Below are 15173 nucleotides of genomic sequence, written 5' to 3' on the forward strand. Positions count from 1 at the left end.
TTCTCTCCTCACACATCCACGGACGATGACGCCAGATCGGGGATCTGCTGCCAGATGACCTCGCCCTTGCCGCCCAGCAGCTCTTCCAGGGCAGCGGCGGCGTGGTAGACCCGGGCGTCCTCCTTGGCTGGGGCCAGGAACTGGATGCCCACCGGCAGGCCATCGCTGAGACCGGCGGGGACGTTGATTCCGGGGATTCCGGCGAGGTTTGCCGGGATGGTGGCGATGTCGTTGAGGTACATGGCCATGGGGTCGTCGGTCTTCTCACCCATCTTGAACGCCACCGTGGGTGCGGTGGGGCTGATGAGCACATCGGCCTGTTCGAAGGCGGCGTCGAAGTCCCGCTGGATGAGCGTGCGGATCTTCTGGGCCGAGCCGTAGTAGGCGTCGTAGTAGCCGGCCGAAAGGGCGTAGGTGCCCAGGATGATGCGGCGCTTGACCTCTTCGCCGAAGCCTGCGGCGCGGGTTGCTCCCATCACCCGTTCGATTGTCAGCGGACCTTCCTCGGGCAGTACGCGTGTGCCGTAGCGGACCCCGTCATAGCGGGCAAGGTTCGATGACGCCTCCGAGGGCATGATCAGGTAATAGGCACCCAGGGCGTAGTCGAAGCTGGGGCAGTCGACCTCCACGATCTCCGCCCCTGCCTCGCGCAGGGCGTCCAGGGAGGAGTTGAAGGCATCCAGCACACCCTGCTGGTAGCCCTCACCGGTGGCCAGCTGCTTGATGACACCGATCTTCTTCCCGGCGACATCGTGGGTGCGGGCGGCATCGACCAGTGCCGGAACGGGCTCCGGCAGGGAGGTGGAGTCCTTGGGATCGTGACCGCCGATGAGTTCATGCAGCAGGGCTGCATCCTCCACGGTGCGGGTGACCGGACCGATCTGGTCCAGGGAGGAGGCCATGGCGATCGCACCGTAGCGGGAGACTCCGCCATAGGTGGGCTTGGTGCCGACTGTGCCGGTGAAGGCACCGGGCTCGCGGATGGAACCGCCGGTGTCGGTACCCAGGGCCAGCGGGGCTTCGAAGGCTGCTACTGCCGCGGCGGAGCCACCGCCGGAGCCGCCGGGGATCCGCTCGATGTCCCAGGGGTTGCGGGTGGGGCCGAAGGCCGAATGCTCGGTGGAGGAGCCCATGGCGAATTCGTCGAGGTTGGTCTTACCCAGGATGGGCAGCTTGGCCTCCCGAATCTTCTCCACCACGGTGGCGTCATAGGGGCTCATCCAGCCCTCGAGGATCTTCGAGGCTGCGGTGGTGGGCTGACCCTTGGTGACGATGAGGTCCTTGATCGCGATCGGAACACCAGCCAGGGGGTGGAGCTTCTCGGCCTCGGCTCCCCCGGCGACGCGGATCTTATCCACCTCGGCTGCGGTGGTCAGTGCTTCCTCGGCGCTGACGTGCAGGAAGGCATTCAGGGTGGGTTCAACTGCCTCGATGCGGTCCAGGTGGGCCTGGGTGAGGTCGACCGAGGTGATTTCCCCTGCCCGCAGTTTCGCTGCCATCTCGGCGGCGGTGAGGCGGATGAGGTCTGTGGAATGCGGCGTCGTCGTCATCGTCTTCTTACTCCTCGTCCAGGATTGCGGGAACCTTGAACCGGCCGTCCTCGGCATCGGGGGCGTTGGCCAGGGATTCCTCGGCAGTGTAGGTGTGGCCGATGACGTCCTCACGGAAGACGTTAGTCAGCGCCACCGGGTGGCTGGTGGCCGGGATGTCCTCACCGGCTGCCTCCTGAACGGTTTTGACCGAGTCGACGATCACCCCCAGTTCACCGGTCATCTTTTCCAGTTCGGCCTCACTCATCGAGATATGGGCGAGTTTTGCCAGATGCTCGACGTCGGCGCGCGAGATGTCAGCCATGCAACTCCCTCATCGGGTTTCTTTGGGGATCAGAATCTTCTCGCCGTTCATCCTATCGGCTGAGGATCAGTGGCCCGGGCCCACCAGGGATTATTGCTCTTTAATGCCCCCGGGGTGGGATGTCACTTGGTGACATCGACCAGGATGACGGTCACATTGTCCCGGCCGCCGTGGCGCAGGGCCTGGTGGATCAGCCAGTCCACAGTCTCCTGGGCGTTGCGCCCGGCATTGAGGATCTGCGCGATCTGGTCATCGGTGAGCTCACCGGTGAGCCCATCGGAGGCCACCAGCAGACGTTGGCCCGGAGTCACGGTGGCGGTGCTGAAATCTGCACCCCACATATCCCCTGCACCCAGTGCCCGGGTGATGACATTGCGCTGGGGGTGGGAGTGCATCTCCTCGGCGGTGATCATCCCGGAGTCCATCAGTTCCTGCACCTGGGAGTGGTCCCGGGTCAGGCGGATGAGGGCGCCGTCGTTGAGCAGGTAGGTACGGGAGTCACCGATGTTGAAGATCAGCCACTGCCACTGGCCCTCGGGGGTCTCACCTGCGTCGGTGTCTTCGGCTTCGACAACCACAGCACCGGAGAGAGTGGTGCCGGCCTTGGAGTCGGTGGCCTCCCGGATGCGGGAATCGGCGTCGTCGAGGAATCGCTGGACATCTTCCTGGGTGACTTTGCCCTCGGCGGCCTCCCAACCCTCGGCCAGGGCCTGAACGGCCAAGGAGGAGGCGACTTCGCCGGCCTCGTGGCCGCCCATACCGTCTGCGACGGCGAAGAGAGTGTCGGTGACGACGAAGGAGTCCTCGTTGAGTTCGCGGCGCAGCCCGACATGGGAGCCGTAGCCATACTCCACGTACGGAACTCGGGGCTCCTCTGTACCCTCAGGCTTCTCAGCGTTCATCGTCACCCGTCTATCTTGTCACAGCTTGTCCCGGCGGCGGGCACGCCGTGACGTGGCCCGTGCAATGCCCAGCATCCCACGGGTCCCGACGTCACGGTTCCCGTCCCGCCGCCTCTCGCTCGGCTGCAGTGGCGCCGAGCTTCGCACCATGAAGTCGGCATCGCGCAACGCTGCTGCCTCATCCTCTATCAAATCCGCCATACCGCGGGGAGGAGCGCAGCAGCATGCTGGGGGCCACCTCCCCGAACCCGCGCACTACCCGGGGTGGCTGCGGCACCAGCAGGTAGTCCTCACTGGCCTCCAGGGAGGCTGCCGTTGAGGCGTCCACCAGAATGGTTCCGGGGTCGGCCAGGGCGGTCAGCCGGGCAGCAAGGTTCACCGTGGGTCCGTAGATGTCCCCCATCCGGGACAGAACCCGCCCCCAGACCACTGAGACCCGGGCTTCGGGAAGCATGTCATCGGCGGCGATGGCCTCGGCCAGGGCCAGGGCGATCTCTGCGCCGGCCTCCGGGGTCTCTGCGTTATAGAGGACTTCATCGCCCACTGTTTTGACCAGTCGTCCCCCGCCGATGGAGATGATCTCGGCGCAGGTGGATTCGAAGCGCTGCACCATCTGCGCCAGAGTCCGTTCGCTCATCTGGCGGGACAGAGAGGTGTAGGAGACCAGATCGGCGAAGCCCACCGCCCGGGCCAGGGGCAGAGGCGCATCGGGTTCGGAGCCGTCCCGCCCTCGGGAAACTGATGCCAGGCCGGATTCCACGCGGACGGTCAGCCGCTGCAGGGCGGCTGAGAGTTGGCGCCGCCAGGCGTAGCCCATCAGCTGCTGGATGGGCCCGACAAGCTGGGGCAGGGCTTCGACCACGTGGCTGCGGGCCTCGGCGTCGGAGTACTGCTCATTGGCGATCTTGTCCTCAACCAGGGCTTCGATCTGCCAGACCACCATTCGGTCGGTCATCTGACCCACCGAGCGGGTCAGGGAGATCGCTGTCTCCTCATTGAGGTGTCCCTCGCGGACCAGTTGGACCATCTGGGCTAGGGATTCGGCATCGGCCTCGGTGAAGGCTTTGACGTCGTCGTCGAGGTTGGGGAATCCCAGGGCGCGCCAGAGCTTCCGGGCCGATCGGGTGGAGACTCCCATCCGTTCGGCCATCTGCCGGTAGGTCAGAGTCCGCTCGGCCCCCAGCAGCCGCTGCTCCAGCTGTCGGATATTGCGGTGCCATTCCCTCTCCTGCATGCTCGGCTTGGGGATGGGTGCGGTGGCGGAGTTCGCCTCGGAGGGCAGGAAGCCTCGCTCCTCGGCAGTGTTGACCTGCGGGATCGGGCTGGTCTGCGGGGAAGTCTTGGCTGAGTGGAAATCGGACCAGTCGCCCCTGGCTTCGGCGAGTTCATCGGGTGTGTAGGCCCCGGGCTCACTGAGCCGGGTGATCTCCCCGGTCTCATCGGCCATATAGTCCCGCCTGGGGTCAGTACCCACCGCGGCCCCCGAAGGACGCGCCGTGGACGTCTCCACGGGACGCCATCTGGGCTTGGCGGGCAGCATATGCCTGCTGGGCCGCATAGGCCCCGGCCTGCTGCCGGCGGCGGTATTCGGCCAGCTGTTCGCCGATGAGAGTGTTGAAGTGTTCGGCGTCGGGCATCTCGCGCAGCGTGGTGCGCTGGAAGGTTCCGTGGGCGCCGTGGACGATCTGGATGTCTCCGCTTCCGGCCACCGACTGCATCTGGGACTGGCGCAGTTCAACCTGGGTTGTCAGCCCCAGGGGCACCACTGCTGCCTGGGCGGCTCCGATGAGGTTCTTCTGCACGATCCGTTCGGTGGTCAGGAAGGTATAGCGGTTCAACCAGATGATCAGTGGTTTGACGGTGCCGAAGGCCAGGGTCAGCAGTCCGCCGGTCCAGATCAGAAAGGAGCCGAGATGGCTGTAGTGCTGGATGAACTCCGGCTGGGTTCCCCGGGAGATGTACCCCAGCAGGAAACTCATCAGCGCGATGGTCACCAAGAGATTGATCGCAGCCGGCAGCAGGGCTCGGTGGTGAGCGCGGGTGCGGATGATGACCTGCTCGCCATCGACGAGCTTGAGCAACATACCTGACCCTCCTGTTCTGATCGCTGCCCACCGTGTGAAGCTGGAGCCTCTAGTCTACGTTCCGTTCCGCTCCTGGATCACACCGGCCCCGATCCACCACATCAGAAGGTAGTCATCGCCCACCTCTGAGATGCGCACACCGGGTACATTCTCGACGACGTCGAAATCGGTGGTCTCACCGGTGACGGGGTCAAAGATTCCGCCGGGGTTCACCTCACCGTCGAACTCTGTCTGGATCTGGACCATTCCTTCACTGATCACGTCGAAGGTATTGACAGGGCATGGACCATCAGTGGCGAAATCACATTCCCAGGTGGTCTCTCCGGTGTTGAGGTCAACTACCCGGTAGTCCGCGTCCCAGCGAGAATCGTTGACAAAGAGGCGGTCCCCTATCACGGTGGTCCCGGAGGGGTAGCCGGTCTCCTCTCCGGCCATGACATGTTCAATCCGGAAGACCTCTTCCCCGTCGGTGTCCAGCATCACCAGTTCCGCCGAAGCAAATTCGTCCTCCTCGACCTCCTGGGGTTCAGCTACCAAAATGCCGCCCTGGCCGTTGAGGGCTTCGGGAGCGGTCTCAACCAACAGGGCGAAGGTGTTCTCATCCTCGGGGTACTGCCAGAGCTGCTCCCCGGTTTCGGCATCGAGGGCATAGATGCCCAGCTCCTCATGCCCTTCTCGGGAGCCCGGGCTGAGACTGCCTGGTCCGGTCTCGCCTATGAGGTCGCGATACTCGCTGCTGTAGGCGGCTGAGTTGATGCCATAGGGGCTGACCATCAGCAGCTCACCGGGGATCGACGCCGCGGTATGCACCAGATCCAGTCTTGGCACCCCGGGGATATCGGCCTCCCAGGCCACCTCTCCCGTGGTGAGGTCCACCGCTGAGACCGTTGCCGGATCGTGGTTGGCCCCGTGGAGAACCGCAGTGATTTCATCATCAACCCGAACCCGTTCTCCATCGGCCGGTAAGGTGTAGCCGCGGTCTGCCATGGGATTGCGCCAGGGTTCGCCGAGGCGGATGCAGTCCTGTTCTTGGCCAGTTTCTCGGTCAAAGCTCAGCACATGGACCTGTGGTGAGCGCCCCGGTCCCATATCCGAGCGCAGAATCGGGATCTCGAGGCCAATGTTGTCCTCACCAGCGGAGAGCACCCGCGGCCAGCCGGGGTCTTGGACTGCACCGTCATGCCCCAGGGTCAGTGTCGGTTCCAAGACTTCCGCACCCTCGGCCCGCTGCTGAGCGATCTTCTCGGGGGTGATGATCGATGCCTTCCTAGGGAAGTCCCGGTCCTCATCCCATCGGCTCCAGTGGGTGAAGAGAACCCCGTCAACAGATTCAATGATCTGTTCACGGGCGACCCGCTCGGTGGTGTAACCGGGCGGAACCTCCTCATGGGTGAGACTTGAACCGTAGATGGGGGTGGCATCGAGCTGCTCGGCGAGCTCCTCCACCGCAGTGATGTACTCCTCTGGCTCCACCTCGTAGTCATAGGCGGCGGGGTCAACCAGCTCGAAATGCTCTTCATCAATGCTCTCGGGGTAGTGCTCCCAGGCGGTCCAGACGGCGTCGTCGTCAGTCTGTTCAGCCACCTGCACGGTCTGGCCGCAGGCTAATCCTGCCCAGCCGAGCACGGCGGTGCGCCGGTCTTCGCTGAAACCGATGAACCCCCCGATCAGTGCGAGTACAGCGGCAGCTGCCAGTCACACCTTTGGCCCGGGAAGCCAGCGGCGTTTAGGTGTCTTCACTTCTTCATCAGCCACGATGTACGTTCCGTTCCGCGTTTATCCAATGACCTCTCAGGCGGCATCGTAGCGCAGGTGGATCACATCTCCGCTGTTGAACGACTGCCGGTATGGGGCCACCGTCTCCCAGAGATGGGCTGGTCCTCCCCCGGCTTCGGCATCCAATGGGGTACGACGACGGCTTGTCACCTCAATGGTCAGGGCCCCGTCTGGTTCCACGGCGGTAGCCCGTCCGCGTACCGCGGTTTGGTCGGGCAGTTCGACGCGAACTTCCTCACCGATAGTTCCGATGACTGCGATGATGTCTTCACGGATGGGATCGATATCGCCTTCGCCCTGGATGCGGTGGATGAGTTCGGCGAAATCGGTCAGCCAGGCTGCCAGCAGTTCGGTGCGCATTGTGCCGGTGGTCTGCGGACGTTCCAGCAGCACGGAGGTGGCGGTGGGAACCGGCAGCTGCTCGGCGGTCTGCAAGACGTTGATTCCGCAGCCGAGGATGACAGTCTGGGGGTTCTCGGGCGGCACCATGGCGAGGATGCCGGCAATTTTACGGCCGTGGACGTGGACATCATTGGGCCATTTCATACTGGCTGGGATGCCGTGGCGGCGCAGCACACCGATCAGGGCGAGGCCGGCGGCGAGGCTGAGCCAGTGGCGCTGTTCCGGAGGCAGGCTGGGTTGCAGCACTACAGAGGTGGAGAGAGTGGTTCCCGGCGGTGAAGCCCAACCGCGCTGCATCCGCCCGCGCCCTGCGGTCTGTTCCTCGGCGGTGAGCACAGAGAGGTGGGGCCAGGTTTCGGTGAAGTCAGCCTCGGCGGCCGCGGCCAGGAGGTCGGCGTTGGTGGAGCCGGTGGATTCGACTTTGACCAGTCGGCTGAACAGCCCGGTCTCGACCAGCCGGGCCTGCAGCTGGTCCATATCCAGGGGATTGTCCAGAGCGTTCGGTTCACCCATCACATGAGCAAACCTACTGCATGCGGGGTTCAGGCTCCTGGTCGGCCTTGGCGCCAGTAGCCCATGAAGCTGACCTGCTTCCGGGAGAGCCCGAGTTCTTTGACTAGGTGTCGGCGCAGCCCGGTGATGACTCCGGCTTCCCCTGCCAGCCATGCGTAGTCGTTGAATTCCTGGGGCTGGGCGACCTCCCAGAGGAGGTCCTCCTCCCCCAGCTCGGGAATCTCACGGTCGCCTGGGGTGCGTTCGGGGACTGCGCGCAGCCGTCGCTGCCAGTTGGCGCCCCAGCTGCGGACAGCCTCTTGGAGTTTGCTGCCCAGTGGTGCGCCCTCGCGCGGCAGCCAGGTGATGCTGACCTCGGAGGGGGTCTCAACTGCTTGGAGACTGTCCTCGAGAGTGGGGACTTCGAGGTAGGCGTGCCCGGTGTAGTCGGCTGGCAGTGACTCCAGAATGGCGCAGATCGCCGGTGCTGCGGTTTCGTCCCCTGCCAGTAGGAGGTTGCGCGCACTGCCTGGGGTGAAGTCGATGCCGCCGCCTGATTCGGCGGCCCGCCGGTCGGGTCCAATGATGATCAGTTCAGCACCGGGCTGGGCATTGGCCGCCCAGGAGGCGGCGGGACCGGAGCTGCCGTCATCGTGAGTGTGCAGCACGAAGTCAATATCCACCTCACGCTGTGAGTGGCGGATGCTGCGCACAGTGTAGGTCCGGATGGGGTTACGTTCGGTCTCATCCAGCTGCCGCCAGGCGTTGTACCACTGCATCACCGGAGGCGCGGGATCTGCCAGCAGCCCTATCTCGGGGTAGCTGCCATCGGGGCGAGGCAGGAAGAGTTTGATGCGCTGATCCCAGGCGATCTCAGTGCCGCCGGCCGGTCCGAAGTGCTGGAGGTCCTCAGCAGTGACGGTGACCCGCAGGAAGTGGGGGGTGAGTATCTCAGTGCGCGCCACCTCGGTGCGGAAGGCACGGGTGGGTACTGGCGCTGTCATGGTGGCTGGCATTAGGAGATAACTGTATACCGAAATTCATGCGGACCGGTATTAGGTGCACCTATATCTCGCGGTGGGTGAATCGCCCGCCGACCAGGGTGGCCGCAACCGTCATCTGGCGTAGCTGGTCCCGGTCACAGGTGAAGGGGTCGGCCTCGATGACTGCGATGTCGGCGAGGTCACCGGCGCGGACGGTGTCCCGGCCTCGGGTGGATGCTGCGAGCGCGGCCTGGACACTGATCCGCTGTTCGGGATGCCAGGACTCACGCTCACCGCGGGAGCGGTGGACTGCTGCTGAGATCGCCACCCAGGGGTCAAGGGGTGCCACCGGTGCATCCGAGCCCAGCCGCAGCTCCACACCGAGTTCCAGCAGGGAGTGCAGGGGGAAGGCCCGCTGGGTGCGTCCTGCCCAGTAGGCATCGGCGACGTCGCGGTCGTCCATGGCATGTTCGGGTTGTACGGAGGCGGTCAGGCCCAGATCGGCGAAGCGGGGCAGGTCTTCATCCTTGAGCAGCTGGGCGTGTTCGATGACCCCGGTCATGCCGAGGCTTTCGAAGGCGTCCAGGACAACGGTATTGGCCCGGTCCCCGATGGCGTGGATGGCTGCGGCGATCCCATTGTCTCGGGCGGTGCGCAGGAGTTCGACGAGTTTATCGGCGGGCACAGTGGCCATTCCGCAGGGGTGTGGGTGGCCGGGGTCAATCCCGGGGTAGGAGTCCCAGCACCAGGCGGTGCGGGTGTTCAGGGAGCCGTCCGAGATGACTTTCAGCGGCCCCATGGTGATCAGCCCGCTGTCTCCGACGGGGTCGCCGGTCTTCAGTCCGGCGGCCACGGCTTGGTCGAGCCGGTCGGGCCAGACGCTGATCTCAACCCTGAGTTGGTCTACGCCATCGGCAACCCGCTGGGGCCAGGCCACCATATTGTCGGTGTTCTCGAAATCGACGACGCCGACCACTCCCCTGGCTGCGGCAGCCTGTGCGGTCTGCTGGTACTGCTCGGCGGTGAGGGTCACCGACTGTTGGAGGCGTTCCAATGCGGGGAACCAGTCGTTTTCTCGGATGACACCGTCGGCTTCGGCCCGGACTCCGAGCATCTCTTCTGCGGCGGTGTTGAGCCAGGCGCAGTGGAGGTCCCCGGCGATCATGACCGCTGGGAGACTGCCGGTTGCCTCATCCAGGGCTTCGCGGCTGGGGGTATCGGGCCAGAGCCCGTCCCGGAAGCCGAAGCCAACTAGGGGTTCGCTGCGGTCTGCGGCATGCTGGGCGGCCAGCTGGGCCACCTCAGCGGCGGATTCTGTGGCCGAGAGGTCAATGCGCTGCTGCTGAATGGTCCACTGGTCGAAGTGCACGTGGTGGTCCCACAGCCCGGGGATGACCCAGCGACCGCTGAGGTTCACTGCCTCTGCCTCCGGTGCTGTGACTGTCCCTGCCTGCTCGACGGCAGCGACACTCCCCGCCCGGATCAGGAGGTCGTACTCTCCAGTTTCGCCGGGGATACGCGTATTGGTCAGCAGGAGCTCACTCACTCAGGGTCCTCTCGTCACGGTAGGCACGGTAGTTCTCAATGGGCCAGGTGCTCTGGGCCCCGAATCGTACAGAGCGGATCTGCCCGGCGTCATCGCGGGTGACCCTAACCGGCTCACCGGGGTTGGCGAAGCCGGGGACTTCCTCGTGGATCAGCCTGCCGTCTTTAACCTGAATACGACTGCTGGCCTGTGCGGGATCCGGCAGGCGGGGATTGATCATATGAAGGATCCCACCGAGATCGGTGACGTCGAAGACGCCCCAGAGGTAGGCGAATCTGCCGCTGAACCGCAGATCCTCAGGCACCAGCTCCGGTTCCTCCTGGGCGGCCTTAATCGCGAGGTCGATCAGTTGGATGACCCCGCGGGCAAGGGCTCCTGCGGGTCCATCGACTGCATTGGTCAGCACGGAGACGACCAGACCATCTTTGGGGTCGATGAATGTGATGGTGATATGTCCCGGGTATCCGCCGGAGTGCCCCACCAGTTCGCGGTCACCGACTTTGTCCAGGGCCAGCCCGAGCCCGTAGCGGCCGACTTCTCTGCCGCGGACGGCGATAGTGGACTCCTGCCGCTGCATCAGTCGTTTGGAGGCATCGCTGATCAGCGATTCATTGCCCATCACATGGGCAGCCCCATAGCGAGTCAGGTCCGCTGCAGTTGAGTACCAGCCGGTGGCAGCCGCCATCCCGCGGGTGTCGACATGGGGGACCACTCGACGGGGGTCTGTGGGGGTGATCAGCCCCGTGTGTCCGGCGGCATATTCCTCAGCTCGTTCCGGATCGTATTCGGCACCGGAATGGGTCAGTCCCAGCGGCTGGACGAGATGCTCCTCGCAGAGCTGCTGATAGCTGGCACCGCCGGCTGACTCAAGAATGAGTCCCAGGAGGCTGTACCCGATATTGGTGTACTTGAAGTGCAGGTTGGGTTCGAAGACAACCGCCTCCCGGCGGGCGACGTCGATGACCTCCTCCCGGTCCAGGAAGTCATGGTGCCGCTGCCAGAAGTCGCCGTCGGAGGAGTCCCTGATGATGCCGCCCTGATGGCCGAGCAGCTCGCGGATGGTCACCGGTGCCACTGGGCTCTCGGCCAGTTCGGTGATGTGCTGCCCGATAGTGTCGTCCAGCCGGAGCGCCCCGCGTTCCACCAGTCGAAAGACCAGCACACTGGTCATAGTCTTCGAATGTGAGGCGATGCGGAACAGGTGGTCGGTGGTCAGCTTCTCCCCGGTCTCCGCATTGGCCTCGCCCCAGGCGTGGTTGACCAGAAGCTCATCGCCGCGTGCGACGGCAAGCTGAAAGCCCACCACCCCGCGGTATTCGGCCTGGAAGCTTGCCCAGTCACTGAGATAGGGCGCGATACTGCGGAGGGTGGGCATCGGGTCGAAACTCATGCTCGCCTTTCATCGAGTGCGGTACACCCTTCGAGCATATGCCCCGGTTCAGCCCTTGAGCTGATCGGCCAGCCGGTGGAAGTGCTTGGAGGCGTTGCCGAACCGGTGCAGGGTCATCGAGACCGACTGTTCCTTGACCCAGTGGCGCAACTCGACCCGGCCTGAATGGGTGACGGGATCGTCCAGCAGAGCGACCTCGGGACGGTGGGCGACCTTCTCGCGGAGCTCGGGGCTGATCTCCCCCAGGTGGCGGACTCGGATGCCGACGCCGGCGTCGTACTCTCCGGAGGCCAGCTTCTCGGCGAACTCCTCATCGTCCTCCTTCACCGGTTTCACGCTGCGCCGCTTGGCCAGGGTCTTCAGTGATTTCACTGCCCGGTCATCGGCATCGGGGTGGTAGGAGATCACGGGGTTGACCTCGGCTGCAGCCGCGGCCAGCAGCACACGGATGACTTCCTTGCTGCGAGCACCGGGGGCCAGGCGCAGCAGCACCTCTTCCTTCCGGTAGCGGAAGATATTGGCCTCCGAAGTTAGGCCGGTGGGGTCCTTGGCCACGCCGAATTCCTGAGCCCACCAGTGGGTGTCATCTGTGGCGGCGACCTTCAGTGCCTCGAAGGCTTCGGGCCCGGCCAGGGATTCCACCTCTACGGTGTGCAGAAGATCCTCCACGATCTGGTTGTTCACCTCTGGCTCGACAACCTTGGTGGGGTCGACGGCGTCGTTCCAGGTGCCGAAGAGCATCACATAGTTTGGGCCACCAGCCTTGGAGCCCAGCCCCACCGAGGATGCCTTCCAACCTCCGAAGGGCTGGCGCTGCACAATCGCACCGGTGATTCCCCGGTTGACGTAGGCGTTGCCGACTTCGACGTTCTCCAGCCACTGGGCGACCTCTTCGGTCTCCAGGGAGTGGATACCGCCGGTGAGGCCGAACTCGGTCTGGTTCTGGTACTCGATGGCGGTTTCGAGGTCCTTGGCCTCCATGAGCCCCAGCACGGGGCCGAAGACCTCGGTGAGGTGGAAGAAGCTGCCGGGTTTGACCCCGGCTTTGATCCCGGGGCTCCACAGGCGGCCGGTGTCATCGAGCTGCTTGGGCTCCACCAGCCACTCCTCCCCCGGTTCCAGGGTGGTCAGGGCGCGCTTGAGCTTATCGCTGGGCAGTTCGGTCAGAGGGCCCACAGTGGCCGAGAGGTTCTGCGGCCAGTCCACCACCAGGGATTTCGCGGCATCCACCAGCTGGCGGCGGAATCGTTCAGAGCTGTAGACACTGCCGACCAGGATGCCCAGGGAGGCCGCTGAGCATTTCTGCCCGGCATGCCCGAAGGCGGAGTAGACGAGATCGGCGACGGCGAGGTCACGGTCGGCCGAGGGAGTGATCACCAGGGCATCCTTGCCGGAGGTCTCGGCGTTGATGTTCAGCTCCGGTTTCCAGGAGCGGAACAGGGCGGCGGTCTCCGAGGCGCCGGTGAGGATGATCCGGTCCACACCCTGGTGGGAGATCAGTTTCTTACCAGCATCGCGTTCATCGGGATAGATCCCGTGCAGCACCTCGCGGGGCACCCCTGCGTCCCAGAGGCACTCCAGGAGTGCCATGGAGCAGTGCGGGGTGGGGTTGGACGGCTTGTGGATCACTGCGGCACCGGCGGCCAGTGCTGCGGCGGTGCCGCCGGTGGGGATCGCCAGGGGGAAGTTCCACGGCGGGGTGATCATCACCAGTTTGTCGGGGGTGAACTCGGCGTGTTCGACCTCCTCCAGGGCCAGGGCGCTGTGGGCGTAGTAGCGCAGGAAGTCGATGGCCTCGGAGATCTCGGGGTCCGACTGGGCGACTGCCTTGCCCACCTCGGCTGCCGCCACGGAGGCGAGGTGCCCGCGGCGGGCGGCCATGATGTCTGCGGCCCGGTAGAGAATCGCGGCCCGTTCAGCGGCAGGGCGTGCGGCCCATTCCTCGCCGGCAGCCCGGGCCTTCTCCACCAGTGCGTCGACCTCCTCAGCGGCCACTTTCTCCGGCAAGGACTGCTGAGCTAGCCATTCGGGGGTCGCCCGTGCCACGACCTCTTCAGCCCAGCGCTGGTTGGCCTCCAGGGAGGGGTTGGTATCGGGTTCATTGCGGAACTCAGGGATCCCGGCGGAGTAGTCTCCGGGCTCGTTGCTCTCCTCGGCCAGCCGGTCCTGTTGGTGGTTGGCTGCCGGTGGGGTCTCGCCGTCTGTGGCGATGATCTGCGCCAGGGTGCTCACTGAGCTGCGGAACCGGGCCTCCTCGCGGCGGAAGATCTCGCTGCCCTGACCGTTGCTGTCCACCGAGAGTTCGAAGATTCCGGACATGAAGTTCTCGCTGGCGGCGTTCTCCTCCAGCCGGCGCACCAGATAGGAAACGGCGACGTCGAACTCCTCAGGCCGGACGGCGGGGACATAGAGCAGCAGTTCGCCGACGTCCTCGCGGATGGTCTGTTGCTGCTCTGCGGCCATGCCCTGGAGCATTTCGAACTCCAGGCGGTCGGTGACCCCGCGTTCGACGCCCATCAGATGTGCGAAGGCGATGTCGAAGAGGTTCTGTCCGGCCACACCGAGCCGGACTCCGCGCATCCGCTCGGTGGTCAGCAGCCAGTGCAGCACCCGCTTGTAGTTCGCATCAGTTGCCTCTTTGGATTCGCAGGTGACCACTGGCCAGTCGTGGATATCAGCGTGCACCCGCTCCATGGCGAGGTTCGCACCTTTGACCAGGCGGATCTTGATGCCGGCGCCGCCGTCGTCGACCCGCGCATTGGCGAATTCGGTGAGCTCCTGCACGGCGGCCAGGGCATCGGGGAGGTAGGCCTGGATGACGATGCCGGCCTCATAGTTCTTCAGTTCCGGCAGGGAGAGCAGGCGTTTGAACACGGCGATGGTCAGCCGCAGGTCCTGGTACTCCTCCATATCCAGGTTGATGAATTTGGTGCCCACCGGGGCCTTGGCGGCCTCGGTGTAGAGCGCGGTGACCCGTTTGGCCACGTAGTCAACGGTCTCCTCGTAGCCCCACATGGAGATCTGGCTGGCGATGGAGGATGCCTTGATGGAGACGTAGTCCACGTCTTCGCGGCGCAGCAGGCGAACGGTGTCCTCGAGGTGCTTATCGGCCTCGTCCTCACCGAGGACTGCCTCGCCCAGGAGATTGATGTTCAGCCGGTTGCCCTGTTTCTTGATCTGCTTGACGGCTTTGCCGAACTGCTTGTCGCGGGCGTCGACCACCATATGGCCGACCATTGAGCGCATCCGGTTCCGCGCGGTGGGGACCACAACATTGGGCATCATCCGCCCGGCGGCGGAGCCGGCCTGGATCTGGGCGCGGTCGAGTTTGTCCAGGGTGTCGGGGGCGAGCTCACCGAGTTCGTTGAGCGCTTTGGCAGCGGCTTTGGTGTCCTCGGTGCGGATGACTCGGTCCACGAATCCCACGGTGAAGTCCAGGCCGGTGGGATGGGCGAGCACCTGGGAGAGGCGTTTGGCCGAGGCATGGGGTTTGATTCCGGAGGCCTGGGTCTTCTGCAGCCAGGTGGTGACCTTCTGCACTGCCCCATCGGCCAGCCGGTTCAGCTCCTGCTGGACGTTCTGCTCGGTGGAAGTGGTGTCGCTCATCAGCTTCGTCCTCTCCTGGATTTTCGCGGCCCTGGACTGAACCCTGCGGGCTGGACCTCTTTCCAGAGTAGGCATTGACTGTCTTTGATTCGATAGAATCGAATGAAAATCTCCGGAAGCATCGGATTATCACTAAGT

12 protein-coding genes are annotated in these 15173 nt (G+C 64.6%); 1 reads left to right on the plus strand and 11 read right to left on the minus strand.

Features of this window, described 5'->3' with window-relative positions; translation table 11 throughout:
* Positions 1–8 precede the first annotated feature (8 nt).
* From gatA to HGQ17_RS04655, 9 genes are all read right to left on the minus strand, one after another.
* Entirely contained in the window at positions 9–1550 is a 1542-nt protein-coding gene (gene gatA / locus HGQ17_RS04615; protein ID WP_168886806.1) for an Asp-tRNA(Asn)/Glu-tRNA(Gln) amidotransferase subunit GatA, read from the minus strand.
* A 7-nt stretch (positions 1551–1557) separates the two neighbouring features.
* Complete coding sequence (gene gatC, locus HGQ17_RS04620) at positions 1558–1854, minus strand: Asp-tRNA(Asn)/Glu-tRNA(Gln) amidotransferase subunit GatC (protein ID WP_168886807.1); 297 nt, start codon at positions 1852–1854, stop codon at positions 1558–1560.
* Between the two features lie 122 nt (positions 1855–1976).
* Positions 1977–2756 (minus strand): PP2C family protein-serine/threonine phosphatase, encoded by a 780-nt coding sequence (locus HGQ17_RS04625; protein ID WP_168886808.1) that lies wholly within the window; start codon positions 2754–2756, stop codon positions 1977–1979.
* 178 nt (positions 2757–2934) lie between these two features.
* Positions 2935–4203 (minus strand): adenylate/guanylate cyclase domain-containing protein, encoded by a 1269-nt coding sequence (locus HGQ17_RS04630; RefSeq protein WP_168886809.1) that lies wholly within the window; start codon positions 4201–4203, stop codon positions 2935–2937.
* 16 nt (positions 4204–4219) lie between these two features.
* Entirely contained in the window at positions 4220–4840 is a 621-nt protein-coding gene (locus HGQ17_RS04635; protein WP_168886810.1) for a hypothetical protein, read from the minus strand.
* A gap of 54 nt (positions 4841–4894) precedes the next feature.
* Positions 4895–6424: an outer membrane protein assembly factor BamB family protein gene (locus HGQ17_RS15670; RefSeq protein ID WP_168886811.1), complete on the minus strand. Its 1530-nt coding sequence runs from the start codon at positions 6422–6424 to the stop codon at positions 4895–4897.
* Between the two features lie 207 nt (positions 6425–6631).
* Positions 6632–7531: a biotin--[acetyl-CoA-carboxylase] ligase gene (locus tag HGQ17_RS04645; RefSeq protein WP_168886812.1), complete on the minus strand. Its 900-nt coding sequence runs from the start codon at positions 7529–7531 to the stop codon at positions 6632–6634.
* 29 nt (positions 7532–7560) lie between these two features.
* Positions 7561–8514 carry a siderophore-interacting protein gene (locus HGQ17_RS04650; RefSeq protein WP_229503316.1) on the minus strand — a complete coding sequence of 318 codons (954 nt, stop codon included), beginning with the start codon at positions 8512–8514 and terminating at the stop codon, positions 7561–7563.
* 61 nt (positions 8515–8575) lie between these two features.
* Positions 8576–9979, minus strand: coding sequence for an amidohydrolase (locus HGQ17_RS04655; RefSeq protein WP_407670750.1), 1404 nt, complete (start codon positions 9977–9979; stop codon positions 8576–8578).
* Between HGQ17_RS04655 and HGQ17_RS15825 the strand changes: the two genes are divergently transcribed.
* Positions 9940–10062 carry a hypothetical protein gene (locus HGQ17_RS15825; protein WP_407670751.1) on the plus strand — a complete coding sequence of 41 codons (123 nt, stop codon included), beginning with the start codon at positions 9940–9942 and terminating at the stop codon, positions 10060–10062. The genes HGQ17_RS04655 and HGQ17_RS15825 overlap by 40 nt on opposite strands.
* Here the strand turns inward: HGQ17_RS15825 and HGQ17_RS04660 are convergent.
* Positions 10032–11429: a serine hydrolase domain-containing protein gene (locus HGQ17_RS04660; RefSeq protein ID WP_168886815.1), complete on the minus strand. Its 1398-nt coding sequence runs from the start codon at positions 11427–11429 to the stop codon at positions 10032–10034. The genes HGQ17_RS15825 and HGQ17_RS04660 overlap by 31 nt on opposite strands.
* A gap of 48 nt (positions 11430–11477) precedes the next feature.
* Entirely contained in the window at positions 11478–15035 is a 3558-nt protein-coding gene (locus HGQ17_RS04665; RefSeq protein WP_168886816.1) for a proline dehydrogenase family protein, read from the minus strand.
* Between the last annotated feature and the right edge of the window lie 138 nt (positions 15036–15173).

It is taken from the genome of Nesterenkonia sedimenti, assembly GCF_012641515.1.
Taxonomy (GTDB): Bacteria; Actinomycetota; Actinomycetes; order Actinomycetales; family Micrococcaceae; genus Nesterenkonia; species Nesterenkonia sedimenti.

What these genes read in the sequence shown, in the direction of transcription:
- gatA (WP_168886806.1), bottom strand. Translation starts at nt 1,550, where the DNA reads ATGACGACGACGCCGCATTCCACAGACCTCATCCGCCTCACCGCCGCC.
- gatC (WP_168886807.1), bottom strand. Translation starts at nt 1,854, where the DNA reads ATGGCTGACATCTCGCGCGCCGACGTCGAGCATCTGGCAAAACTCGCC.
- HGQ17_RS04625 (WP_168886808.1), bottom strand. Translation starts at nt 2,756, where the DNA reads ATGAACGCTGAGAAGCCTGAGGGTACAGAGGAGCCCCGAGTTCCGTAC.
- HGQ17_RS04630 (WP_168886809.1), bottom strand. Translation starts at nt 4,203, where the DNA reads ATGGCCGATGAGACCGGGGAGATCACCCGGCTCAGTGAGCCCGGGGCC.
- HGQ17_RS04635 (WP_168886810.1), bottom strand. Translation starts at nt 4,840, where the DNA reads ATGTTGCTCAAGCTCGTCGATGGCGAGCAGGTCATCATCCGCACCCGC.
- HGQ17_RS04645 (WP_168886812.1), bottom strand. Translation starts at nt 7,531, where the DNA reads ATGGGTGAACCGAACGCTCTGGACAATCCCCTGGATATGGACCAGCTG.
- HGQ17_RS04650 (WP_229503316.1), bottom strand. Translation starts at nt 8,514, where the DNA reads ATGACAGCGCCAGTACCCACCCGTGCCTTCCGCACCGAGGTGGCGCGC.
- HGQ17_RS04660 (WP_168886815.1), bottom strand. Translation starts at nt 11,429, where the DNA reads ATGAGTTTCGACCCGATGCCCACCCTCCGCAGTATCGCGCCCTATCTC.
- HGQ17_RS04665 (WP_168886816.1), bottom strand. Translation starts at nt 15,035, where the DNA reads ATGAGCGACACCACTTCCACCGAGCAGAACGTCCAGCAGGAGCTGAAC.